The organism is Rathayibacter sp. AY1A7 (assembly GCF_002930845.1).
Classification (GTDB): domain Bacteria; phylum Actinomycetota; class Actinomycetes; order Actinomycetales; family Microbacteriaceae; genus Rathayibacter.
In genome coordinates, this window is the sequence record NZ_PSTL01000028.1 from 1 (window position 1) to 22,183 (window position 22,183).

The window sequence follows — 22,183 nt, forward strand, 5'->3', positions numbered from 1 at the left end:
GGGAGGGGGAGGAACGGGGGCCGGCGAGGCGCTGCAGCTCGGCGACCAGGTGCGCCCGGAGGGCGGGCTCGGCCACGCGGAGGTAGCTGTCGACGGTCTCGTCGCCGCGGGGCGACCAGGAGATCACGAGCAGGCCGCCCTCCTCGACGACGCGGTCGATCACGTAGCTGCCCTGGCCCGCTCCGCGCAGGAGGGAGGCCGGGATCACCGTCTCGCGCTCGCCGACGGGGGCGATCACGACGCCGCGCTCGTGGAGGCGCAGCACCGCGTTGCCGCGGAAGCCGAGCCCCGGCAGCACGACGCGCTCGAGCGGCTGCTCGAAGCGGGTCGTGGCCACGTACGGGAGGTCGACGCGCTCGACCTCGGCGCCCAGCGAGGACGCGGGCACGGGCTCCGGCGCGAGGGCGGCCGAGCGGCGGCGCCGCGCGCGCCAGGAGAGCAGCATGCCGACGAAGACGAGGACGACGACCGCGGCGATGACGATCGTGATCGCGGCCCTATCCACGGGAGGCCTTCGCGGAGGCGGCGACGACCGCCGCGTCGACGAGCTCGCCGTCCAGCACGGTCGGGAAGCCCCGGTGGAGGGTGGCGACGACGCGGCCCGGCAGCTCGCGACCGAGGTACGGGGAGTTGCCGCTGCGGCCGCGCAGGTCCTCGACGGAGAAGCGGCGTCGCGCCTCCGGGTCGTAGAGCACGACGTTCGCGGCGGCCCCGACGGCGAGGCCGCGGTCGTAGCCGTCGAGCCGGCCGATGCGGGCGGGGGCGGAGGAGAGCACGCGCGCGACGTCGGACCAGCTCATCCGCCCGTCCTCGACGACGGCGGCGTGCACCACGCTCAGCGCGCTCTCGAGGCCGACCATGCCGAACGCCGCGGCGTCCCACTCGCAGTCCTTCGCCTCGACCGGGTGCGGCGCGTGGTCGGTGGCGACGATGTCGATGGTGCCGTCGGCGAGGGCCTCGCGGAGGGCGAGCACGTCCTCGTCGCGGCGCAGCGGCGGGTTCACCTTGAAGCGGGCGTCGTAGCTCGGCCCGTCCTGGCCGGCGACGGCATGCTCGGTGAGGAGCAGGTGGTGGGGGGTGACCTCGGCGGTCACGTCGATCCCCCGGGCCTTCGCCCAGCGGATGACGTCGACCGAGCCCGCGGTCGAGACGTGGCAGACGTGCAGGCGGGAGCCCACGTGCTCGGCGAGGAGCACGTCGCGGGCGATGATCGCCTCCTCGGCCACGGCGGGCCAGCCCTGCAGGCCGAGGGCGCTGGAGACGGCGCCCTCGTTCATCTGCGCGCCCACGGTGAGCCGCGGCTCCTGCGCGTGCTGGGCGACGACTCCGTCGAACGCCTTGACGTACTCGAGAGCGCGGCGCATCAGCAGCGCGTCCGAGACGCACTTCCCGTCGTCCGAGAAGACCCGCACGGCCGCGCGGCTGCGGGCCATCGCGCCGAGCTCGGCGAGCGACTCCCCCGCCAGACCCACCGTCACCGCGCCGATCGGGCGGACCGTCGCGTAGCCGGCGTCCTCGCCCAGGCTCTGCACCTGCTCGACCACGCCCGCGGTGTCCTGCACCGGCGAGGTGTTCGCCATCGCGAAGACGGCGGTGAAGCCTCCGGCAGCCGCAGCTCGCGTCCCGGTGAGGATCGTCTCGCTCTGCTCGAACCCCGGCTCGCGCAGGTGGGTGTGCAGGTCGACCAGGCCGGGCAGCGCCAGCAGGCCGTCGGCGTCGATCACGCGGGCCCCGCGCGAGTCGAGGTCGGCGCCGATCTCGACGATCACGCCCCCGTCGATCAGCAGGTCGGCGGTCGACTCGTCGGCGAGCGTCGCCCCCGAGATCAGGATCCGCTCCGGCGCCGTGCTCTGATGCGGCTGGGCAGTGCTCATCAGTGGACCTCCCGTTCGCCGGACAGCAGCAGGTAGAGCGCGGCCATCCGGACGGACACTCCGTTCGTGACCTGTTCGAGCACCGTGGAGCGGCTCGAATCGGCGGCCGCCGAGGAGATCTCGACGCCCCTGTTCATGGGTCCGGGGTGCATGACGATGGTATCGGGACCCAGCCGGGCGAGCCGCTCGTCGTCGAGGCCCCAGATCCGCGCGTACTCCCGGCCGTTGGGGAAGAACCCGCTCGACATCCGCTCGAGCTGGATGCGCAGGAGCATCACGACGTCGGGGAGCCCGGTGTCGATCGCCTCGTCCAGATCGAAGCGGATGGTCGCGGGCCAGTCGCGCGTGTCGACCGGCACGAGGGTCGGCGGTGCGACCAGGGTCACCTCGGCGCCCAGCGCCGTCAGCAGCCAGACGTTCGAGCGCGCCACCCGCGAGTGCAGGACGTCGCCCACGATCGTGACCGCGACGCCGTCGAGGCTCTTGCCGCGGGACGCGGAGGCGCCGTGCAGGCGCCGGCGGATGGTGAACGCGTCCAGGAGCGCCTGGGTCGGGTGCTCGTGGGTCCCGTCACCGGCGTTGAGGATCGACGCGTCGATCCAGCCGCTCGCCGCAAGAACCGCGGGGGCTCCGGAGGCGCTGTGGCGGATGACCACGCCGTCGGCGCCCATCGCGGCGAGCGTCTGCGCGGTGTCCTTCAGGCTCTCGCCCTTGGAGACGCTGGAGCCCTTCGCGCTGAAGTTGATGACGTCGGCCGAGAGCCGCTTCGCCGCCGCCTCGAACGAGATCCGCGTGCGGGTGGAGTCCTCGAAGAAGAGGTTGACCACGGTCTTCCCGCGCAGGGTCGGCAGCTTCTTGACCTCGCGGTTCTGCACGTCCGCCATGTCCTCGGCGATGTCGAGGAGTGCGATCGCGCTCGCGCGGTCGAGGTCGCGGGTCGAGAGCAGGTGCTTCACGGAGCCGTCTCCTCGCCGGTGGCCTGCGACTCGATCGCGACCAGGTCCTCGCCGTCCGTCTCGACGAGCCGGACGTTGATCCGCTCGCTCAGGCTGCTCGGCAGGTTCTTGCCGACGAAGTCCGCCCGGATCGGGAGCTCGCGGTGCCCGCGGTCGACCAGCGCGGCCAGCCGCACGGCTCGCGGACGGCCGATGTCGCTGAGGGCGTCCAGGGCGGCGCGGATGGTGCGGCCCGAGAAGAGGACGTCGTCGACGAGGACCACTGTCCGGCCGTCGATGCTCGCGGGGACGGCGGTGCGCGCGGGGGTGCGGACCGGGTGCCGGGAGAGGTCGTCGCGGTACATGGTCACGTCGAGGGAGCCGGCGAAGACGGGGGGACCGTCCGGCTCGATCCGCGCGATCGTCTCGGCGATGCGCCTCGCGAGGGCGACGCCGCGCGTCGGGATGCCGAGGACGACCAGCGACTCGGGGCCGCGGTTCGACTCGAGGATCTCGTGGGCGATGCGCGTGAGCGCTCGCGTGATGTCAGCGCCGTTGAGCACGATTCGTGCCGTCACACCGACCTCCTTCCCCGCCTCACAGGACGGCTGTTAAAGGAAAAGCCGTGTCGAGTATAGGGGCCGTCGCGCGGCCCGCCGGACGGGCAGCCCGGGAACGACCTCGGCCCGCCCGATCACGGGGATCCGGCGGGCCGAGCAGGTCTCCGGGGCGGGTCAGGCCGTCGTGCGGGACTCCGCGACGGAGGCGAGGAGCCCGTTGATGAAGCCCGCCGAGTCGTCGGTCGACAGCGACGTGGCGGCCTCGACGGCCTCCGAGATGGCGACGCCGTCGGGCACCGCGTCGTTGTGCAGGATCTCCCACACCCCGATCCGGAGGATCGCGCGGTCGACCAGCGGCATGCGCGAGAGTGTCCAGCCCTGGGCGAGCCGGGCGATCAGCTCGTCGATCTCGTCGGCGTGGTCGATGACCCCGTCGACGATCTCGCGGGCGTAGAGCCACGAGGCCTCACGGGCCGGCTCGTTCGCCGCCCGCTCGGCCTCGGCGCGCAGCGACTGGGCGAAGCTGATCTGCCGGACGTCGGCGTTGTAGAGGATGTCGAGGGCGCGCTTGCGCGCCTTCGTGCGAGCACTCACGGGAGGCCCGGCTCAGCTGACGCGGCCGAGGTAGTCGCCCGTGCGGGTGTCGACCTTGACCTTCGTGCCCTGCTCGAGGAAGAGCGGGACCTGGATCTGGTAGCCGGTCTCGACCGTCGCGGGCTTGGTGCCGCCGGTCGAGCGGTCGCCCTGGAGGCCCGGCTCCGTGTAGGTGATCTCGAGGACGACCGAGGCGGGGAGGTCGATGTAGAGCGGGTCGCCGTCGTGCAGGGCGAGGGTCACGTTCTGGTTCTCGAGCATGAAGTTCGCCGCGTCGCCGACGACCGCCTCGGGGACGGTGATCTGGTCGTAGTCGCTGGTGTCCATGAACACGAAGTCCGCGCCGTCGCGGTAGAGGTACTGGAAGTCGCGGCGGTCGACGTTGGCCGTGTCGATCTTGGCGCCCGCGTTGAAGGTCTTGTCGACGACCTTGCCCGTGAGGACGTTCTTCATCTTGGTGCGGACGAAGGCGCCGCCCTTGCCCGGCTTGACGTGCTGGAAGTCGATGACGTTCCAGAGCTGGCCGTCGATGCTGAGGACGGTGCCGTTCTTGATGTCGGTGGTAGAGGCCATGCGAAGGGGGATCCGTTTCGGTGGAAGTCTGCGCCGGCGAGCCCGGTACGCGGGCGCGGCGATATCGGCCGGTCCGGCTGACCCGTCGAGTGTAGTCGACGCGGCCCCGTCGGCAGAGGAGTCTGGACGCCGCATGCGAATCGCCCCACCGGTCCGCCGGAGCGCGAGACGGTGGAGGACCGACCCCGAGGCGGAGCACAGGGACGCCGTTCCCGCCGACACCGCCGTGCCGCCCTGGTACTCGATCGTGTTCACCGCGGTGCCGATCGTCATCGCCGTCGTGATCGTGCTCGTCGTGGTGCTGATCGTCGTGAACGTGCGCCGGGCGCGCTCGCTCGGAGTGGATCCGCTGACCCTGCGGACCGACGTCGCGGCCCGCTTCGCGCGCGAGGGTCCCGGCTCCGCCCGCTCGCTGGCGGACCGGCTCGCCGAGCTGGAGGCGCTGCGAGCGGCGGGCACGATCACCGACGCCGAGTACGCCCAGGCGCGGAGGGCCGCCCTGGGCGGAGGCTGACGGCGCCAACCGGGCTCAGCCGAGCCGGACCTACGATCCGATCTCCTGGTACGCCGCGAACAGCAGCGACGTCTCCGGCCCCTGCAGGATGCTCGGGCGGGCGATGTCGTCGAGGACCACGAAGCGGAGCATCCCCGCGCGGGTCTTCTTGTCGCGCTGCATCGCGGCGAGGAGCGTCTCCCATCGTCCGAGCGGGTAGCTCGTCGGCAGGGTCAGCGACTCGAGGACCCGGCGCTGGCGGTCCACCACCGCGTCGCTGAGCGATCCGGTCAGGCGCGAGAGCTCCGCCGCGAACATCATCCCGACGGAGACGGCCGCGCCGTGGCGCCACTGGTAGCGCTCGGCGTGCTCGACCGCGTGCCCGAGGGTGTGCCCGTAGTTCAGGATCTCGCGCAGGCCCTTCTCGGTGAAGTCCTCGCCGACGACCCGCGCCTTGATCCCGATCGACAGCTCGACCAGGCTGCGGAACTCCTCCGACGTCGGGTCGGTGGCCAGGTCGATGTCGGACTCGATGATGTCGAGGATGCGCGGCTCGGCGATCATCCCGTACTTCACGATCTCGCCGAAGCCGGCGAGGATCTCGTTGCGCGGGAGGCTGGTCAGCACGTCGAGGTCGGCGACGACCGCCCGCGGCGCGTGGAAGGCGCCGACGAGGTTCTTGCCCTCGGCCGTGTTGATGCCGGTCTTCCCGCCGACGGCCGCGTCGACCATCCCGAGCACGGTGGTCGGCACCTGCACCAGGTCGACCCCGCGGAGCCAGGTGGCGGCGACGAAGCCGGCCAGGTCGGTGATCGCGCCGCCGCCGAAGCCGACGACCGCGTCCGTGCGGGTGAAGTCCGACTGCCCCATCACCTGCCAGCAGAAGGCAGCCACCTCCACGCGCTTCGCGGCCTCGGCGTCCGGGACCTCGGCGAGCAGCACCTCGTAGCGCTCGAGCAGGCTCTCGCGGATCTCGGCGGCGAGGACCGCGAGGGTCGGCGGGTGCACGATGAGCACCTTCGCGGCCCGGGGGCCGATCGCGTCGGCGAGGCCGTCGAGGAGTCCGCGCCCGACGTGGATGTCGTAGCCGTTCTCTCCGGCGACGGGGATGGCGGTGGTGCCGTCGTTCATGACTGTCTTCCGCTCGGGCGGCTCGTGGCCGCCGGGTCCGATGGTGCAGGGGTGGCGGAGGGGCGCTGCGCGCGCACCCACTCCGCGATCTCGGCGGCGATCAGGGTGATCGGCCGCCGGGAGGTGTCGACCACGGTGTCCGCGAGGGACTCGTAGACCGGGCGCCGCTCGTCGAAGATTCGGACCCAGTCGCCGACCCCGCCGCGCACCAGCGGGCGGGAGCCGGAGCCGAGCCGGTCGCGGACGGCCTCGGCCGTGGTGGTGAGGAGCACGACGGGCACGTCCGCGAGGTCGGCGCGCGTCGCGGGATCGAGCACCGCTCCCCCGCCGAGGCTCAGCACCACGTCGCGACGGACGGCGCGCTCGACGACACGGCGCTCCTCCCGGCGGAAGGCCGGCTCGCCGTGGGCGTCGAAGTAGGGGGCGATCGGGCCGTGGGTGCGCACGAACTCCGCGTCGGAGTCGACGAACCCGGCGCTCAGCGCCTTCGCGACCCGCTTGCCGATCGTCGTCTTGCCGGCGCCCATCGGGCCGATCAGGACGAGGCGGGCGCGGGCCGCGCCGGTATCGTGACCCGCCATCAGCGGGCCGCCGAGGACGCGGCCATCAGGCGAGCCCGAGACCCGGGTCGCTCGCGGCGGCCGTGCGGAGCTCGTCGGGGATGGCGGCGAGGTAGCCCTGCAGGTTGCGGCGGGTCTCGGTGACGCTATCGCCGCCGAACTTCTCGAGCACGGCGTTCGCGAGCACCAGGGCGACCATCGCCTCCGCGACGACACCGGACGCCGGCACCGCGCAGACGTCGGAGCGCTGGTGGTGGGCGCCGGCCGCCTCGCCGGTGGCGACGTCGACGGTGCGCAGCGCGTGCGGCACGGTCGCGATCGGCTTCATGCCGGCGCGGACCCGCAGCACGGTCCCCGTGCTCATCCCGCCCTCGGTGCCGCCGGCCCGGTCGCTGGACCGGGAGATGCCGGCGGCGGACTGGAAGAGCTCGTCGTGCGCCTCCGAACCGCGGCGGGTGGTGGTGAGGAAGCCGTCGCCGACCTCGACGCCCTTGATCGCCTGGATCCCCATCAGGGCCGCCGCGAGCTGGGAGTCGAGACGACGGTCCCAGTGCACGTAGGAGCCGAGTCCGGGCGGGAGATCGTACGCGAGGACCTCGACCACGCCGCCGAGGGTGTCGCCGTCGTCGTGGGCGCGGTCCACCTCGGCGACCATGAGGGCGCTGGTCGCGGCGTCGTGGCAGCGCAGCGGATCCGCGTCCAGGGCGGCGACGTCGGCCGGGCCGGGCAGCGGCGAGCCCTCGGGCACGCGGACCGGCCCGATGGCGAGGGTGTGGCTGACGAGCGAGACGCCGAGCTCGCCGAGGAAGCGGCGGGCGACGGCGCCGAGGGCGACGCGGGCCGCGGTCTCGCGGGCGGAGGCGCGCTCGAGCACGTTGCGGGACTCGGGGAAGCCGTACTTCTGCATCCCGACGAGGTCGGCGTGGCCCGGGCGGGGCCGGGTGAGCGCGGCGCCGCGGCCCTTGGGCAGGCTCTCGGGGTCGCGGGGCTCCGCCGACATGACGTCGACCCAGCGCGGCCACTCCGTGTTGCCGATGCGCAGGGCGATGGGGCTGCCCATCGTCGCTCCGTGCCGGACGCCGGAGGAGATAGTCAGCTCGTCCTGCTCGAAGTTCATCCGGGCTCCGCGGCCGTAGCCGAGCTTCCGGCGCGCCAGATCGGCGCGGATGTCGTCGAGGGAGACGGGGACGCCCGCCGGCAGTCCTTCGAGGACGGCGACGAGTTCGGGACCGTGGGATTCCCCGGCCGTGAGCCAACGGAGCATCCTCCGATTCTGGCACACGAGGTCAGTGCGCCGGACCCGCCGAGACGGCTCGGCGCATCGCCGCGAGCACCTCGTCCTCACGATCGAGAGGCAGGTCCGGGTCGCCGCCGACGAAGATCCGCACCTGCACGAGTGCCTGGTGGAGCAGCATCCCGAGCCCGGAGACGACCGGGGAGCCGCCCTGCTCCCAGCGCCGGGCGAGAGCGCTCGGCCACGGGGAGTACGCCACGTCGAACAGGGTCGAGCCCGCGACCGCCGCGTCGGGCACGTCGAGGCCGTCAGCCGCCCGGCCGGGGAGCGTCGAGATCACCAGCGGCGCTCCGGTGGACCAGTCGGCGAAGGAGCGGACCGAGATCAGGACGCCGAGCGACTCCGCGAGCGGAGCGAGCTCGACGGCCCTCGACGCCGTCCGCAGGACGAGGTCGACCCGCGCCGCGCCCAGCTCGGCGGCGGCGGCCAGGGCGGAGGCGGCGGTCGCTCCCCCGCCGAGCACCTGGACGCGCTCCGCCGAGACGACGCCCGCCTCGGCGAGGGCGCGCACGATGCCCGCGACGTCGGTGTTGAACCCGCGGAGGCGGGGTGCCGGGCCGGAGCGGTCGACCAGCACGGTGTTGACCGCGCCGGTGGCCCGGGCGACCGCGTCCTCCTCCGCCAGCAGCGGGCGCACCGCGTGCTTGAGCGGCATGGTCAGCGACAGGCCGTGCCAGGGCTCACCGGACACGACCTCGGAGAGGGTCGCCTCCGTCGTCTCGACGGCGCGGTAGCTCCAGTCGAGTCCGAGCACCCGGTACGCGGCCGCGTGCAGCGCGGGCGACTTCGAGTGCGCGATCGGCGCGCCGAGGACCGCGAGGCGGTACCCGGCGGCCGTCACTGGTACTCCGGGTGGTCCCGCATCCAGGCCTGCCACTGGTCGACGGCCGCGTTGTGCTCGGCGTCGGTGGTGGAGTAGACCGTCTCGCCCGTCTCGAGGTTCACCGTGACGAAGTACATCCAGGTGCCGTCCGCGGGGTGCATGACCGCGTCGATCGCCACGTCGCCCGGGTTCGAGATCGGCGCGGGCGGCAGGCCGTCGCGCTGGTAGGTGTTGTAGACGTTGCCGGCGTCGTTCCGCTCGGCGTCCGTGGTCGAGACGCGGTCGGTCGCGCCGGTGCCGTACGCCACGGTCGCGTCCGACTGCAGGCGCCACCCCTGGTCGAGGCGGTTCTGGAACACGCGCGCGACCTTCGGGAAGTCCTCGGCGACGCGGGCCTCGCGCTGCACGAGGGACGCGAACACCACGACGCGGTAGCGGTCGTCCACCGGCACGCCGGCCTGGTCGAGCGACTGGTACATCCGGTCGACCAGGGTCTTCAGGATGTCGTGCGCCGGTGTCGACGGGTCGATGTCGTACGTCGCGGGGAACAGGAACCCCTCGAGGCTCGTCGCCCCGGCCGGGAGCCCGAACGAGCCCCAGTCGGCGGCGGCCGCCTCGAGATCCGTCAGCGCGACCCCGGTACCGTCCGCGATGAGCGGCAGCGCCTCCTTGAGCGCCGTCCCCTCGGGGATGACGAAGGTGTTCGCGAGGCGCGTCGACTCGGAGTCGAGCAGCGCCGACAGTGCGGCCTTGGCGCTCATCTCGGCCTTGAGCGAGTACGCGCCGGGCTGGAAGACGGGCTCCGGGCTCTGAGCGAGGAGCAGGTCGTAGAAGGGGTCGTACGACTTGATGACCCCGTCCGAGACGAGGTTGTTGGCGATGTCGCTGCCGCCGTCGCCCTGGTGGATCGTGAACAGCACCTCGCTCGAGCCGGTGCCGGTGAAGTCGGTCGGCTCGGGCTCGGCGAACAGGCCGCGCACGGGCTCGAGGAAGATCGTCACGGCGATGGCGACGAGCGCGGCGAAGACGCCGAAGGCCAGAAGCCCGCCGATGAGCCCGCGGCGGCTGCGGCGCTTCTTCGCGCCGCCCGTCGCGCGAGCCGCGCGGCGACGCTTCGGGCGCGCGTCCGGGTCGAACGCGGCCGCGTCGTCGCGGCCACGGGGCTCGGGCACGTCGGGCCCGGTGAAGAGGCGGCCCAGCGGATCGTGCGCCTCAGTCGGCGCGGGCTGCTGCTCCGGAGTCGGGTCGGGCGGAGTCGGCTGCGCCTGCTCGGCGGCGCGGGCGTCGCGGCGGCTCGGGGGGACGTCGGTCACGAGGAGGTCCTTCGTTCGGTTCGAGCAGGACTCCGGCCGGGGTGCCGGCCGAGCGCTCGGAATCGATGGCGTGCTGCAGGATCACCACGGCGGCGACCTGGTCGATCACGGCTCGGGAGCCGCGGGTGGTGCGTCCGGAGCGGTGCAGGGCGCTCTGAGCGGTGACCGTCGACAGCCGCTCGTCGACGAGCCGCACCGCGGCGGTGGGCACCGCCTCGGCGAGCAGTCGAGCGAATCCGCGCGCGTCCTCCGTCGAGGCCGTCGCGGCCCCCGACAGCGACAACGGCAGTCCGACGATGATCGCCTGGGCATCGTACTCGGCGGCGAGGTGCGCGATCCGGGAGACGTCCGAGGATCCGCCGTCAGTGCCCGCCCGCGCCACCGTCTCGACGGGCACCGCGAGCAGGCCGTCGGCGTCGCAGCGGGCGACCCCGATGCGGGCACGGCCCACATCGATGCCGAGCCGGACGCCGAACCGGCTCATTCAGCTGGTCGCTTCCTGCACCACGGCCTCGAGCGCCGCGCCGATGGCGGAGACGTCGGAGCCGCCGCCCTGGGCGAGGTCGTCCTTGCCGCCTCCGCCGCCACCGAGGATCCCGGCGGCGCGCCTGGCGAGCGCACCCGCGCGGCGGCCCTGGTCGCGGGCGGCCTGGTTGGTGGCGACGATCACCGCGGGCTTGCCCGAGACGTCGGCGGCGAGCGCGACGACGGCCGGCTCCTGGCCGAGCCGCTCGCGGACGGAGGTCACGAGGGAGCGCAGCTCGTCGGTCGATCCCGCGGTGCCGATGCTCTCGGCGACGACGGTCGTGCCGCCCACCGTGCGACGGGTCGCGGCGAGGGCGGGCACCCGGTCGGCGAGGGCCTTGGCCTCGAACGCGGCGATCCGCTTCTCGGCGGCCTTGAGGCTCGCGACGAGCTCGCCGATCCGCTCGGGGAGCTGCTCGCGCGGGGTCTTCAGCGAGGACGAGATCGTGCTGACGAGGGCGCGCTCGGCGGCGAGCTCCTGGAAGGCCTCGCGGCCCACGAGCGACTCGACGCGGCGGTTGGTCGATCCGACCGAGGACTCGCTGACCAGGCTGATCACGCCGACCTCGGACGAGCGCCCGACGTGGGTGCCCGCGCAGAGCTCGCGCGACCAGGGCCCGCCGATGTCGACCACGCGGACGACGTCGCCGTACTTCTCGCCGAAGAGGGCCATCGCGCCGAGCGCCTTCGCCTCGTCGATCGGGAGCTCGCGCGTGACGACCTCGAGGTTGTCACGGATCGCCGTGTTGGCGATCTCCTCGATCTCGCTGCGGGTCTCGAGCGAGAGGGCCTGGTTCCACGAGAAGTCCAGGCGCAGGTAGCCCGCCTTGTTGTAGGAACCGGACTGGTGCGCCTGCGGGCCGAGCACCTGGCGCAGCGCGGCGTGGATGAGGTGCGTGCCCGAGTGCGCCTGCGTGGCGCCCCGGCGCCAGTCGCGGTCGACGACGGAGGTGGCGGCGTCGCCCACTCCGACCTCGCCGCTGGCGACCTGGACCTTGTGGCTGATGAGCCCCTTGACGGGCTTCTGCACGTCGAGGACCTCGAGATCGAAGCCGGAGCCGACGATGCGGCCGGCGTCGGCCTCCTGGCCGCCCGACTCCGCGTAGAGGCTGGTCGCCTCGAGGATCACCTCGGCGATGTCGCCCGCGACCGCCTTCGTGACGGAGTGCCCGCCGACGATGAGGCCGAGGATGCGCGTCTCAGTGTCGAGCACGTCGTAGCCGGTGAACAGCGTCTCGCCGTGGGCGCGGAAGTCGGCGTAGACCGAGAGATCAGCCAGCGCCGACTTCTTCGACTTCGCGTCGGCCTTCGCACGCGTGCGCTGCGCGGTCATGAGGGAGTCGAACGCCTCGCGGTCGACCGTCAGACCCGACTCCTCGGCGATCTCGAGGGTGAGGTCGATCGGGAACCCGAAGGTGTCGTGCAGGAGGAACGCGGTGTCGCCCGGCAGCGTCGGCGACTCGGCCTTCTTCGTCTTCAGGACCGCGAGGTCGAGGATCTCGGTGCCGGCTGCGAGGGTGCGCAGGAACGCCTCCTCCTCGCCGTAGGCGCTGGTCGAGAGGCGCTCGAACTCCGTGGACACCTCGGGGTAGGCCGACGCCATCGCGTCGCGCGAGGCGGCGAAGAGCTCGGGGAACGTCGCGGTGTCCACTCCGAGCAGGCGCATGGCGCGCACCGTGCGGCGCATCAGGCGGCGGAGGATGTAGCCGCGCCCCTCGTTCGACGGCGTCACGCCGTCCGACAGCAGCATCAGCGAGGAGCGCACGTGGTCGGCGATGACGCGCATGCGGACGTCGTCCTCGTGGACGGCTCCGTAGCGGCGGCCCGAGAGCTCGGCGGCGCGATCGAGGACCGGACGGACCTGGTCGATCTCGTACATGTTCTCGACGCCCTGCTTGAGGAAGGCGACGCGCTCGAGGCCCATGCCGGTGTCGATGTTCTTGCGCGGCAGCTCGCCGAGGACGTCGAAGTCGACCTTGCTCGTGCCCTCGCCGCGGAGGTACTGCATGAAGACGAGGTTCCAGATCTCGACGTAGCGGTCGTCGTCCGTCGCCGGGCCGCCGTCGATCCCGTAGGCGGGGCCGCGGTCGAAGAAGATCTCGGAGCAGGGGCCTGCGGGGCCGGGCTGGCCGGTCGACCAGTAGTTGGTGTCCTTGTCCAGGCGCTGGATGCGCTCGTCCGGCAGTCCCGCGATCGTCTTCCAGAGCGCGATCGCCTCGTCGTCGTCCTTGTAGACGGTGACCCAGAGGTCCTTCTCGTCGAAGCCCAGTCCCCCGTCGCTCTCGGCGCCGGTGAGCAGCTCCCAGGCGTAGCCGATCGCCCCCTCCTTGAAGTAGTCGCCGAAGGAGAAGTTGCCGTTCATCTGGAAGAAGGTGCCGTGACGAGGCGTCTTGCCGACCTCCTCGATGTCGTTGGTGCGGATGCACTTCTGCACGCTGGTGGCACGCGGGTAGGGCGCGGGGACCACTCCGGTGAGGTAGGGCACGAACGGCACCATGCCGGCGACGGTGAAGAGGAGGCTCGGGTCCTCGCTCACGAGGGAGGCGGAGGGGACCACGGTGTGGCCGCGGCTCCCGAAGAAGTCGAGCCAGCGGTTGCGGATGTCTGCGGTCTGCATGGGTTCCGTTACGGTTCGGTCGGTGACGACGCGGATGTCGGGCGGCGGGGCGTCAGCCCTCGCCGATGGCGGCCTTCAGTTCGGCCTCGCGCTGGTGGTAGCCCTCGGAGACGGCCTCGCCGAGCTCCTTCGCGGTGCGGTTGATGTCGGCGAAGAGCCGGGCGCCCGCCTCGGTGCGCGAGACCTGGTGGGCGACCGCGAATCCGAGGCCGATCCCGATGACGATCAGGAGGATGTTCTTCACGGGGTGTCCTTCCACAGCGGCGGGGCGGGCGCGACGGCGCGACGACCCGTTCGATTCTAGGGCGCGGGCGCGGCGCTACTTCGAGCGCGGGCGCTTCGTGCGCTTCGCGGCGGAGCGGCCGACCGCGGCTCCGGCCTTGTCGGCCGTCCGTCCGGCGACCAGCACGGCGCGGACTCCGGCGGTGAAGCCGGCGAGCTTGATGAGCGGACCGCCGACGGTCGCGGCCGTGAGAGCGACGAGCGCATTGACGTTGCCGGTGACCTCGGCGACGTCCTTGGTGATCGTGTCCACCCGCGCGAGCTGGTGGTTGGCCTCGCGGAGGGTGGAGGCCGACTCGTCGAGGATCGGCGTCAGGCCGTCGCTGGCCTGCTTGATGGCCTCGCTCGTGCTGTCGAAGACGCGCCCGAGCTTCCAGAGCGGGACGGCGGTGATCGCCACCAGGATCGCGAACACCCCCGCGGCGATGAGCCCTGCGATGTCTCCACCGGTCACGGTGACCTCCGTTCGATGCCGCCCAGCGCGGCACTCCAGCCTACCGACGGGCCGCGAGAGGGTCGGACGCGGGGACGGGCGCTCGGCTCGGGCGCGACGGCCGGATCGAGCGCAGCGCGGGACTCTCGGAGCGCGGCGGGCACTCCGGATCGCGACCCCGGGAACGGAAAAGGCCCCGGTGCGGACACCGGGGCCTTTCTCTGCGGGGCTGGACTCAGCGGGCCGCGTAGTACTCGACGACGAGCTGCACTTCGCAGGTCACGGGGACCTCGGCGCGCTTCGGGCGGCGCAGGAGCGTCGCCTGCAGCTTGTCGATCTCGACCTCGAGGTAGCCCGGGGTCTTGGGGAGGACGTCGACGTGTCCACCGGCGGCGGCGACCTGGAAGGGCTCGGTGCCCTCGGAGCGGGTCTTGACGTGGATGACCTGGCCCGGCTTCACGCGGAAGGAGGGGCGGTCGACCGTCTTGCCGTCCACCATGATGTGGCGGTGGGTGACGAACTGGCGGGCCTGCGCGGTGGTACGGGCGAAGCCCGAGCGCAGGACGAGGGCGTCGAGGCGCATCTCGAGGAGCTCGACCAGGTTCTCACCGGTCAGGCCCTGGGTGCGGCGCGCCTCCTGGAAGGCGATGCGGAGCTGCTTCTCGCGGATGCCGTACTGGGCGCGCAGACGCTGCTTCTCACGCAGGCGGACCGCGTAGTCGGAGTCGGCCTTGCGCTTCGAGCGGCCGTGCTCGCCGGGAGCGTAGGGACGCTTCTCGAGGTAGCGGGCGGCCTTCGGGGTCAGGGGGATGCCGAGGGCGCGCGAGAGGCGCGTCTTCGAGCGGGTACGGGACGTGGTCGACACAGTGGTCCTTCCAAGGTCTGAGAGGTTCGGTCGCAGCTCTCGACCGCCGGCTCCGGGAGGAGGGCGGACGCCGCGGTCGTGTCCTCCGCGGGTGCGGGGGAAGGGTGACCGCAGTGGCGGGCTGCGCGATTCAGAGGGATGCGCTGCTCCGCTCGGCTACAGAGCGGTGGGCAACCTCGCAAGACTATCAGGCCACGGCCTCCCGTGCGGGTCGCGCGAGTTCGCGGTCGGCGCGGTCAGCCCCGGTCGCCGCGGATGATGCGCAGGAGCTTCGCCAGTCGTGCGGAGACGTCGCGCTCGTTGCCGTGCTCGGTGGGCCGGTAGTACCGCGCGCCCTGGAGCGGGTCCGGGAGGTACTGCTGCTCGAGGACGCCGAGGTCGGCGTCGTGCGGGTACCGGTAGCCCTTCCCGTGGCCGAGCTTCTTGGCGCCGGGGTAGTGCGCGTCGCGCAGGTGCGCCGGCACCCGACCCGCGCGGCCCGCGCGCACGTCCGCGATGGCCGCGTCGATGGCGGAGTAGGACGCGTTCGACTTCGGGGCGGTCGCCAGGTGCACGACCGCCTGGGCGAGCGGGATGCGCCCCTCCGGCATGCCGATGAACTGCACGGCGTCGGCCGCGGCGATCGCGACGACGAGCGCCTGCGGGTCGGCCATGCCGATGTCCTCGGACGCGGAGACGATGATGCGGCGGGCGATGAACCGCGGATCCTCCCCCGCCTCGATCATCCGGGCCAGGTAGTGCAGCGCCGCGTCGACGTCCGAGCCCCGGATGGACTTGATGAAGGCGCTGATGACGTCGTAGTGCTCGTCGCCGTTGCGGTCGTAGCGCAGCAGGGCGCGGTCGACGGCGCGCGCGACGACCTCGGTCGTGATCACGGGGAGCGCGGGCTCCTCGGCGGCGGCCTCGACGGGAGCGCCCTCGTCGTCCTCGTCCTCCTCGTCCGGGTCCTCCGCGGCGGCGGCGCGGGCGACCCGGTCGGCCTCGCGGGCCTCCGAGCGGGCGGAGGTGGCGGCGGCCTCGAGCGCGGTCAGCGCCCGCCGGGCGTCTCCGGAGGCGAGCCGCACGATGCTCGCCCGGGCCTCCTCCTCCAGCGTCACCGAGTCGCGCAGACCCCGCTCGTCGTGCAGGGCGCGGTCGACCAGGACGCCCAGGTCGTCGTCGCTGAGCGGCTCGAGGGTCAGCAGGAGCGAGCGCGAGAGCAGCGGCGCGATCACCGAGAACGAGGGGTTCTCGGTCGTGGCCGCGATGAGGATGACCCACCCGTTCTCGACCCCGGGCAGCAGTGCGTCCTGCTGCGCCTTGGTGAAGCGGTGGATCTCGTCGAGGAAGAGCACGGTGGACGTGCCGTAGAGGTCGCGGGTGGAGAGTGCCTCCTCCATCACCTGCCGCACGTCCTTCACGCCCGCCGTGACGGCGGAGAGCTCGACGAAGCGGCGGCCGCTGGAGTGGGCCACCGCCTGCGCGAGCGTGGTCTTGCCCGTGCCGGGAGGGCCCCAGAGGATCACGGACACCGCTCCCCGCTCCCCCGTCGTGTCGGCGGCGAGGGCGACCAGGGGCGAGCCGGGCGTCAGGAGGTGGCGCTGGCCGGCGACCTCCTCGAGGCTGCGCGGCCGCATCCGCACGGCGAGCGGAGTCGCCCCGGAGCGGAGTCCGGCCTGCTGCATGGTCATGCCCCCAGCGTAACGACGGCCTCCGACAGAGCCCCGGCCCGACTGCCCGGCGCGACGGAGCGGCGTTTGTCGCGCCTCCGGCGGTTCTCGTAGGCTCGACGCGGCCTGCGTGCGCGGGCCGCCGCGCCGAAGCCGCGCGGACGAGGACGTCGGAGGAACACGTGGCCCAGGGCAAGTCGAACGACCGCGAGGCGCGCACCCGGCTCCGGGCCTACCAGGCCCGTCAGAGCCTCCACCGCTCGAGGCAGAAGCGGCGCGTGCGCGACAACGTGATCGCGGCGATCGCCGCCGTCGTCGTGATCGGGCTCGCGGTCGTCGCCCAGATCCTCTACTTCTCCGGCGGCCCCGGCACCCCGGTCGCCGAGCCGACGTCCTCCTCCTCCGCGACCCCGACGCCCGAGGCGACGGGGGCGAACACCGGCGACGTCCCCTCCTCCGACATCGCCGAGGGCCGCGACTGGACGGGCACGCTCACGATCGGCGAGGACCCGCTGGGCATCACGCTCGCCGGCGCCGCTGCCCCGCAGGCGGTGTCCTCCTTCATCTCGCTGACGCAGTCCGGCTTCTACGACGGCGTCTCCTGCCACCGCCTCACCACGGAGGGCCTCTACGTCCTCCAATGCGGCGACCCGAACGGCGACGGCACCGGCGGCCCCGGCTACAGCTACGGCCCCGTCGAGAACGCGCCCGAGGACGGCGTCTACCCGGCCGGGACCATCGCGATGGCCCGCCAGGGCGGCAACGGCTACAGCCAGGGAAGCCAGTTCTTCGTCGTCTACCAGGACACGACCCTGCCCGCCGACGCGGCCGGCGGGTACACCGTGCTCGGGCAGGTCACCTCGGGACTCGACGCCCTCGTCAGCGACGTCGTGTCGAAGGGCACGGCCGACGGATCGGGTGACGGCGCCCCCGCCGAGCCCGTGACCATCACCTCCGTCTCCGTCCAGTAGCCGCACCCGCGGCGTCGTCACGGTCCGCCCGCGCGGGGAGTGCAATAGGCTTGTCGTCACTGCCCGTTCGCGGCCGAGCGCGGTCTTCGGCCCTCCGGCCGTCGAGCCCCACCGGCCGACGACGCGACGGGCACCGAGAAGCACGACATCGAACAGCAAGGTGAGGCTCCGAGCGATGAGTGACCAGCAGCCGTGGGGACGGGTCGGCGACGACGGGACGGTCTACGTCCGCGTCGGCGACGGGGAGCGAGAGGTCGGCCAGTACCCCGATGCGACTCCCGAGGAGGCGCTCGCCTACTACGAGCGCAAGTACACGGAGCTCGCCGGGCAGGTCTCCCTGCTCGAGCAGCGCGCCAAGCGGGGCGCACCCGCCGGAGACGTCGCCCGCACGGTGCAGTCGCTGTCCGCGGCCATCGCGCAGGCGAACGCCGTCGGCGACCTCGAGTCGCTGCAGACCCGGGTCGACGCGCTGAGCGGCTCCGTCGAGGATCTGACCGAGCAGCAGGCGGCCGAGTCGAAGGCCGCGCTGTCCGAGGCCCTCGCCCACCGCGAGGCCATCGTCGCCGAGGCCGAGGCCCTGGCGGCGGTCGACCCGGCGAAGACGCAGTGGAAGCAGGCCAGCGCCGCGATCGACGACCTCTTCGCCCGCTGGCAGAACCACCAGCAGCAGGGCCCGCGCCTTCCCAAGAACGACGCGAACGAGCTGTGGCGCCGGTTCCGCGGAGCGCGCACCACGATCGAGCAGAACCGCAAGGCGTTCTTCGCCGACCTCGACTCCGCGCACCGCGAGGCCAAGCAGGCCAAGCAGGCGCTCATCGACCAGGCCGAGTCGCTGGTGCCGCAGGGCGCCGATGCCATCCCGGACTACCGCGCGCTCCTGGAGCGCTGGCGGGTCGCAGGCCGCGCAGGCAAGCGGTTCGACGACGCGCTCTGGGCGCGCTTCAAGGCCGCCGGCGACGCGATCTACGGCGCCAAGGCCGAGATCGTCGCGCAGGAGAGCGTCGAGTACACCGAGAACCTCGACCTCAAGCTCGCCCTCCTCGAGGAGGCGGAGCCGCTCCTGCAGGAGCAGGACCGCGAGAAGGCCAAGCGGGTGCTGCTCTCGATCCAGGAGCGCTGGGACGCCGTCGGCCGCGTGCCGCGCGAGCAGGTGCGCACCGTCGAGGACCGCCTCCGCAAGGTCGAGGCGCACGTCCGCAAGCTCGACGAGGAGCACTGGAACCGCAGCAACCCGGAGCGCAAGGCCCGCTCCGAGGGTCTCGCCTCGCAGCTGACCGCCGCGATCCAGAAGCTCCAGGACGAGCTCGACGAGGCGAAGGCGCGCGGCGACCGCGACGCGATCGCCCAGGCTCAGGAGGCGCTCGACGCCCGCAAGGTCTGGCTCGACGCGATCGGCTAGACCCGCGCCGGCGGATCCCTCCACAGATCCGCTCGCGACGCTCCGGAGGGGAGGCGCATCGGCCAGCATGGCCGGATGCGCCTCCCCTCCGTGCTCCTCCCCGGGCACCTCCCTCTCGCGGAGCTGTGCGCCGCCCGCCTCGACGGCGAGCTGGTCGCGCTCGACGAGGGCTTCCTCGTCGCGGACCTGCCCCTGGGGGCGTCCGAGCGGGCCGCCTCCCTGCGCTCGTTGCTCCCCCGCGGCGCCGTCGCCGATCGTCTCTCCGCCGCATGGGTGCACGGGGCGACGCACGGCCCGCCGCCGGTGCACAGCGCCTCGATCGACCGGCGGAAGCGCCGACAGGCGCCGTCGAACCCCCGCCTGCGCTGCCACGAGGTCCTGCTCGACGAGGACGACGTCGTCCTCCTCGGCGGCGCGCCGGTCACGTCGCCTGCTCGCACGCTGATCGACCTCGCCCGGACGGAGGACGCGGGCGCGATCCTCCGGGCGCTCTCTCGGAGCACCCGGACCGGCCTCGACGCCGTCCTCGCGAGGCTGGAGGAGGGCAGCGCCGTCGCCGGACGGAGGATCGTCGGACGACGGCTGCGGGCGGCGCTCGGCGAGGCGCCGCCCGGGGATCAGCCCGCGTTCACCCGGTAGACGTCGTAGACGGCGTCGATCCGGCGCACGGCGTTCAGCACGCGTTCCAGGTGGGTGGTGTCGCCCATCTCGAAGACGAACCGGCTGATCGCCAGCCGGTCGCTCGATGTGGAGACCGTCGCCGAGAGGATGTTGACGTGGTGCTCCGAGAGCACGCGCGTCACGTCGCTCAGCAGGCCCGAGCGGTCCAGCGCCTCGACCTGGATCTGCACGAGGAAGATGCTCTTGGAGGACGGCGCCCACTCGACGTCGACGATCCGCTCCGGCTCCTTCAGCAGCTCCTGCACGTTGTGGCAGTTCGCCTGGTGCACGGAGACGCCGGCTCCCCGCGTCACGAATCCGACGATCTGATCGCCCGGAACCGGGGTGCAGCACTTCGCGAGCTTCACCAGGATGTCCGGCGCGCCCTTCACGAGGACACCCGACTCGCTGCTCCGGCTCCGCGGCCGGGGCGAGCGCGGGAGGGTGACCTCGTTCTCGTCCGACTCCGGATCGCCCTGGATGGAGGAGACGACCTTCTCGAGCACCGACTGGGTCGAGACGTGGCCCTCGCCGACGGCCGCGTAGAGCGCCTCGACGTCGTTGTAGCGCAGCTGGCTGGCCACCTCGGTGAAGGTGTCCTGGCTCATCAGCTTCTGCAGCGGCAGGTTCTGCTTCCGCATCGCCCGGGCGATGGAGTCCTTGCCCTGCTCGATCGCCTCGTCGCGCCGCTCCTTGGTGAACCACTGCCGGATCTTGTTGCGGGCCCGGGGGCTCTGCACGAAGTGGAGCCAGTCCTGACTCGGTCCCGAGTCGGGGTTCTTCGAGGTGAAGACCTCGACCACGTCGCCCGTCGTCAGAGCCGACTCCAGCGGCACGAGGCGCCCGTTGACCTTGGCGCCCATCGTCCGGTGCCCGACCTCGGTGTGCACCGCGTAGGCGAAGTCGACCGGGGTCGCACCGGTCGGCAGGCCGATCACGCGTCCCTTCGGGGTGAAGACGTAGACCTCCTTGGCGCCGATCTCGAAGCGGAGGGAGTCGAGGAACTCGTTCGGGTCTGTGGTCTCCGACTGCCAGTCCGAGAGGTGCGCGAGCCAGGCGAGGTCGGTGTCGTTCGATCCGGAGGTGGGCACCTTGCCGGTGGCCATCTGCTCCTTGTACTTCCAGTGCGCCGCGATGCCGAACTCCGCGTGCTGGTGCATCTCGTTGGTGCGGATCTGGATCTCGACCGCACGCCCCTTCGGCCCGACGACCGTCGTGTGCAGCGACTGGTAGAGGTTGAACTTCGGAGTGGCGATGTAGTCCTTGAACCGGCCCGGCATCGGCGTCCAGCGGGCGTGGATCGAGCCGAGCACGGCGTAGCAGTCGCGCACCGAGTTCACGAGGACGCGGATGCCGACCAGGTCGTAGATCTCGTCGAACTCGCGACCGCGGACGACCATCTTCTGGTAGATCGAGTAGTACTGCTTCGGCCGGCCGACGACACGACCGCGGATCCGCCCGGCCCGCAGGTCCTCGCTGATCAGGTCGATGACGTTCTGCACGAACTCCTCGCGCTGCGGCGTCCGCCGCTTCACCAGGCTCTCGATCTCGTTGTAGATCTTGGGGTAGAGCACCGCGAAGGACAGGTCCTCGAGCTCCCACTTGATCGCCTGGATGCCGAGGCGGTGCGCCAGCGGCGCGTAGATCTCGAGAGTCTCGGTGGCCTTGCGGGCGGCGGATTCGGCGGGGACGAAGCCCCAGGTCCGCGCGTTGTGGAGGCGGTCGGCGAGCTTGATGATCAGGACGCGGATGTCCTTCGACATCGCCACGATCATCTTGCGGACGGTCTCGGCCTGCGCGCTGTCGCCGTACTTGACCTTGTCGAGCTTGGTGACGCCGTCGACGAGCATCGCGACCTCGTCGCCGAAGTCCGCGCGGAGCTCGTCGAGCTGGTAGTCGGTGTCCTCGACGGTGTCGTGCAGCAGCGCGGCGGCGATCGTCTTCGAGCCGATGCCGAGGTCGGCGAGGATCTGCGCGACGGCCAGCGGATGAGTGATGTAGGGCTCGCCGCTGCGGCGCTTCTGGTTCGCGTGCGCCCGCTCCGCGACCGAGTACGCGCGCTCGATCAGCGCGATGTCGCTCTTCGGATGGTGCATCCGGACGGTGCGGACGAGGGTGTCGACAGCACCGGAGGGCTGCGCGCGCGAGAAGATCCGCGGGACCAGTCTGCGCAGGGCAGCGGTCGAGGACGTCGTCGTCGTTTCCGTCACGCGAGGATCTCCATCGCCCCATTATCGCCCGTGCGGACGGCGCCGATGACCGTTCCGCCCGGGGCGGACGGCGCCGGCGTCAGCCGATGCGTCCCGGGCGCCCCTCGCCGTCGACCACGTCGCCGCCCGCCGCGGCCCAGGCGGTCATGCCGGCGTCGACGTTGGCGACCTCGTAGCCGGCGCCGTCGAGGGCCTGCGTCACCATCGCGGAGCGGACTCCGGAGTGGCAGACCACCAGGATCGCCGTGTCGGCCGGGAGCTCGTCCTGCCGGGCGCCGATCTCCCCCATCGGGATGTGGTGGGCGGCCGGAGCATGCCCCGCCGCCCACTCGTGCGGCTCCCGGACGTCGAGCAGCCAGACCTCGTCGCGCTCGACGAGTCCGACGGCGTCGGCCGCCGTGACCTGTGCGTAGTCGGCCACG

At 72.5% G+C, this 22,183-nt stretch carries 22 protein-coding genes and 1 pseudogene; 4 read left to right on the plus strand and 19 right to left on the minus strand.

Annotation, left to right across the window (positions count from 1 at the left end):
* The 6 genes from C5B95_RS15610 to efp all read right to left on the minus strand — a co-directional run.
* A partial coding sequence (locus C5B95_RS15610) for a hypothetical protein (protein WP_104224747.1) occupies positions 1–505 on the minus strand: 505 nt, incomplete at its 3' end.
* On the minus strand, positions 498–1,874 hold the full coding sequence (locus C5B95_RS15615) for a dihydroorotase (protein ID WP_104267366.1): 1,377 nt from the start codon (positions 1,872–1,874) through the stop codon (positions 498–500). The genes C5B95_RS15610 and C5B95_RS15615, both read right to left, overlap by 8 nt.
* Complete coding sequence (locus C5B95_RS15620; RefSeq protein ID WP_104224749.1) at positions 1,874–2,830, minus strand: aspartate carbamoyltransferase catalytic subunit; 957 nt, start codon at positions 2,828–2,830, stop codon at positions 1,874–1,876. The genes C5B95_RS15615 and C5B95_RS15620 overlap by 1 nt, the downstream gene beginning before the upstream one ends.
* The gene (pyrR, locus tag C5B95_RS15625) at positions 2,827–3,387 is read right to left on the minus strand and encodes a bifunctional pyr operon transcriptional regulator/uracil phosphoribosyltransferase PyrR (RefSeq protein ID WP_104224750.1); all 561 of its coding nucleotides are present in this window, start codon (positions 3,385–3,387) and stop codon (positions 2,827–2,829) included. The genes C5B95_RS15620 and pyrR overlap by 4 nt, the downstream gene beginning before the upstream one ends.
* 156 nt (positions 3,388–3,543) lie before the next feature.
* On the minus strand, positions 3,544–3,963 hold the full coding sequence (gene nusB / locus C5B95_RS15630) for a transcription antitermination factor NusB (protein ID WP_104224751.1): 420 nt from the start codon (positions 3,961–3,963) through the stop codon (positions 3,544–3,546).
* A gap of 12 nt (positions 3,964–3,975) precedes the next feature.
* Positions 3,976–4,536, minus strand: coding sequence for an elongation factor P (efp, locus tag C5B95_RS15635; protein WP_068210208.1), 561 nt, complete (start codon positions 4,534–4,536; stop codon positions 3,976–3,978).
* 133 nt (positions 4,537–4,669) lie between these two features.
* Here efp and C5B95_RS15640 point away from each other — a divergent pair, with 133 nt between their 5' ends.
* Positions 4,670–5,050 (plus strand): SHOCT domain-containing protein, encoded by a 381-nt coding sequence (locus C5B95_RS15640; protein WP_146076633.1) that lies wholly within the window; start codon positions 4,670–4,672, stop codon positions 5,048–5,050.
* A gap of 30 nt (positions 5,051–5,080) precedes the next feature.
* On the opposite strand, the gene aroB is transcribed toward C5B95_RS15640, so the two are convergent.
* The 11 genes and pseudogenes from aroB to C5B95_RS15695 form a co-directional block, all read right to left on the minus strand.
* Positions 5,081–6,160, minus strand: a complete 1,080-nt coding sequence (aroB, locus tag C5B95_RS15645; protein WP_104225324.1) for a 3-dehydroquinate synthase — start codon at positions 6,158–6,160, stop codon at positions 5,081–5,083.
* Positions 6,157–6,741 carry a shikimate kinase gene (locus C5B95_RS15650; protein WP_104225325.1) on the minus strand — a complete coding sequence of 195 codons (585 nt, stop codon included), beginning with the start codon at positions 6,739–6,741 and terminating at the stop codon, positions 6,157–6,159. The genes aroB and C5B95_RS15650 overlap by 4 nt, the downstream gene beginning before the upstream one ends.
* A 25-nt stretch (positions 6,742–6,766) precedes the next feature.
* Positions 6,767–7,984 (minus strand): chorismate synthase, encoded by a 1,218-nt coding sequence (gene aroC / locus C5B95_RS15655; RefSeq protein ID WP_104251091.1) that lies wholly within the window; start codon positions 7,982–7,984, stop codon positions 6,767–6,769.
* A 22-nt stretch (positions 7,985–8,006) separates the two neighbouring features.
* The gene (locus C5B95_RS15660) at positions 8,007–8,855 is read right to left on the minus strand and encodes a shikimate dehydrogenase (RefSeq protein WP_258060043.1); all 849 of its coding nucleotides are present in this window, start codon (positions 8,853–8,855) and stop codon (positions 8,007–8,009) included.
* The gene (gene mltG / locus C5B95_RS15665; RefSeq protein WP_104313171.1) at positions 8,852–10,150 is read right to left on the minus strand and encodes an endolytic transglycosylase MltG; all 1,299 of its coding nucleotides are present in this window, start codon (positions 10,148–10,150) and stop codon (positions 8,852–8,854) included. Before mltG ends, C5B95_RS15660 begins: the two co-directional genes overlap by 4 nt.
* A 7-nt stretch (positions 10,151–10,157) precedes the next feature.
* Positions 10,158–10,634: pseudogene (ruvX, locus tag C5B95_RS15670) on the minus strand (Holliday junction resolvase RuvX); the annotation flags it as partial.
* Complete coding sequence (alaS, locus tag C5B95_RS15675) at positions 10,635–13,292, minus strand: alanine--tRNA ligase (RefSeq protein ID WP_104349582.1); 2,658 nt, start codon at positions 13,290–13,292, stop codon at positions 10,635–10,637. It abuts the pseudogene before it with no gap.
* 52 nt (positions 13,293–13,344) lie between these two features.
* Positions 13,345–13,536, minus strand: coding sequence for a hypothetical protein (locus tag C5B95_RS15680; protein ID WP_104225329.1), 192 nt, complete (start codon positions 13,534–13,536; stop codon positions 13,345–13,347).
* A gap of 75 nt (positions 13,537–13,611) precedes the next feature.
* Positions 13,612–14,028, minus strand: a complete 417-nt coding sequence (locus C5B95_RS15685) for a DUF948 domain-containing protein (protein ID WP_104224759.1) — start codon at positions 14,026–14,028, stop codon at positions 13,612–13,614.
* 214 nt (positions 14,029–14,242) lie between these two features.
* A complete protein-coding gene (rpsD, locus tag C5B95_RS15690) occupies positions 14,243–14,872 on the minus strand; it encodes a 30S ribosomal protein S4 (protein WP_068210518.1) in 630 nt (209 codons plus the stop codon).
* Positions 14,873–15,108: 236 nt separating this feature from the next.
* A complete protein-coding gene (locus C5B95_RS15695; RefSeq protein WP_104225330.1) occupies positions 15,109–16,542 on the minus strand; it encodes a replication-associated recombination protein A in 1,434 nt (477 codons plus the stop codon).
* Positions 16,543–16,703: 161 nt separating this feature from the next.
* Between C5B95_RS15695 and C5B95_RS15700 the strand changes: the two genes are divergently transcribed.
* From C5B95_RS15700 to C5B95_RS15710, 3 genes are all read left to right on the plus strand, one after another.
* Positions 16,704–17,492 (plus strand): peptidylprolyl isomerase, encoded by a 789-nt coding sequence (locus C5B95_RS15700; protein ID WP_104267370.1) that lies wholly within the window; start codon positions 16,704–16,706, stop codon positions 17,490–17,492.
* A gap of 175 nt (positions 17,493–17,667) precedes the next feature.
* Positions 17,668–18,891, plus strand: a complete 1,224-nt coding sequence (locus tag C5B95_RS15705) for a DUF349 domain-containing protein (RefSeq protein ID WP_104267371.1) — start codon at positions 17,668–17,670, stop codon at positions 18,889–18,891.
* 75 nt (positions 18,892–18,966) lie between these two features.
* Complete coding sequence (locus tag C5B95_RS15710; protein WP_104225333.1) at positions 18,967–19,530, plus strand: type IV toxin-antitoxin system AbiEi family antitoxin; 564 nt, start codon at positions 18,967–18,969, stop codon at positions 19,528–19,530.
* Here the strand turns inward: C5B95_RS15710 and C5B95_RS15715 are convergent.
* Together C5B95_RS15715 and C5B95_RS15720 are read right to left on the minus strand one after the other, a co-directional pair.
* A complete protein-coding gene (locus C5B95_RS15715; RefSeq protein ID WP_104349583.1) occupies positions 19,509–21,761 on the minus strand; it encodes a bifunctional (p)ppGpp synthetase/guanosine-3',5'-bis(diphosphate) 3'-pyrophosphohydrolase in 2,253 nt (750 codons plus the stop codon). The genes C5B95_RS15710 and C5B95_RS15715 overlap by 22 nt on opposite strands.
* Before the next feature lie 79 nt (positions 21,762–21,840).
* Complete coding sequence (locus tag C5B95_RS15720; protein WP_104224765.1) at positions 21,841–22,182, minus strand: rhodanese-like domain-containing protein; 342 nt, start codon at positions 22,180–22,182, stop codon at positions 21,841–21,843.
* Position 22,183 lies beyond the last annotated feature (1 nt).

Excerpts from the sequence above, each read along its gene's own strand:
- C5B95_RS15615 (WP_104267366.1), bottom strand. The coding sequence starts at position 1,874 with ATGAGCACTGCCCAGCCGCATCAGAGCACGGCGCCGGAGCGGATCCTG.
- efp (WP_068210208.1), bottom strand. The coding sequence starts at position 4,536 with ATGGCCTCTACCACCGACATCAAGAACGGCACCGTCCTCAGCATCGAC.
- C5B95_RS15640 (WP_146076633.1), top strand. The coding sequence starts at position 4,670 with ATGCGAATCGCCCCACCGGTCCGCCGGAGCGCGAGACGGTGGAGGACC.
- aroB (WP_104225324.1), bottom strand. The coding sequence starts at position 6,160 with ATGAACGACGGCACCACCGCCATCCCCGTCGCCGGAGAGAACGGCTAC.
- C5B95_RS15650 (WP_104225325.1), bottom strand. The coding sequence starts at position 6,741 with ATGGCGGGTCACGATACCGGCGCGGCCCGCGCCCGCCTCGTCCTGATC.
- aroC (WP_104251091.1), bottom strand. The coding sequence starts at position 7,984 with ATGCTCCGTTGGCTCACGGCCGGGGAATCCCACGGTCCCGAACTCGTC.
- alaS (WP_104349582.1), bottom strand. The coding sequence starts at position 13,292 with ATGCAGACCGCAGACATCCGCAACCGCTGGCTCGACTTCTTCGGGAGC.
- C5B95_RS15695 (WP_104225330.1), bottom strand. The coding sequence starts at position 16,542 with ATGACCATGCAGCAGGCCGGACTCCGCTCCGGGGCGACTCCGCTCGCC.
- C5B95_RS15705 (WP_104267371.1), top strand. The coding sequence starts at position 17,668 with ATGAGTGACCAGCAGCCGTGGGGACGGGTCGGCGACGACGGGACGGTC.
- C5B95_RS15710 (WP_104225333.1), top strand. The coding sequence starts at position 18,967 with ATGCGCCTCCCCTCCGTGCTCCTCCCCGGGCACCTCCCTCTCGCGGAG.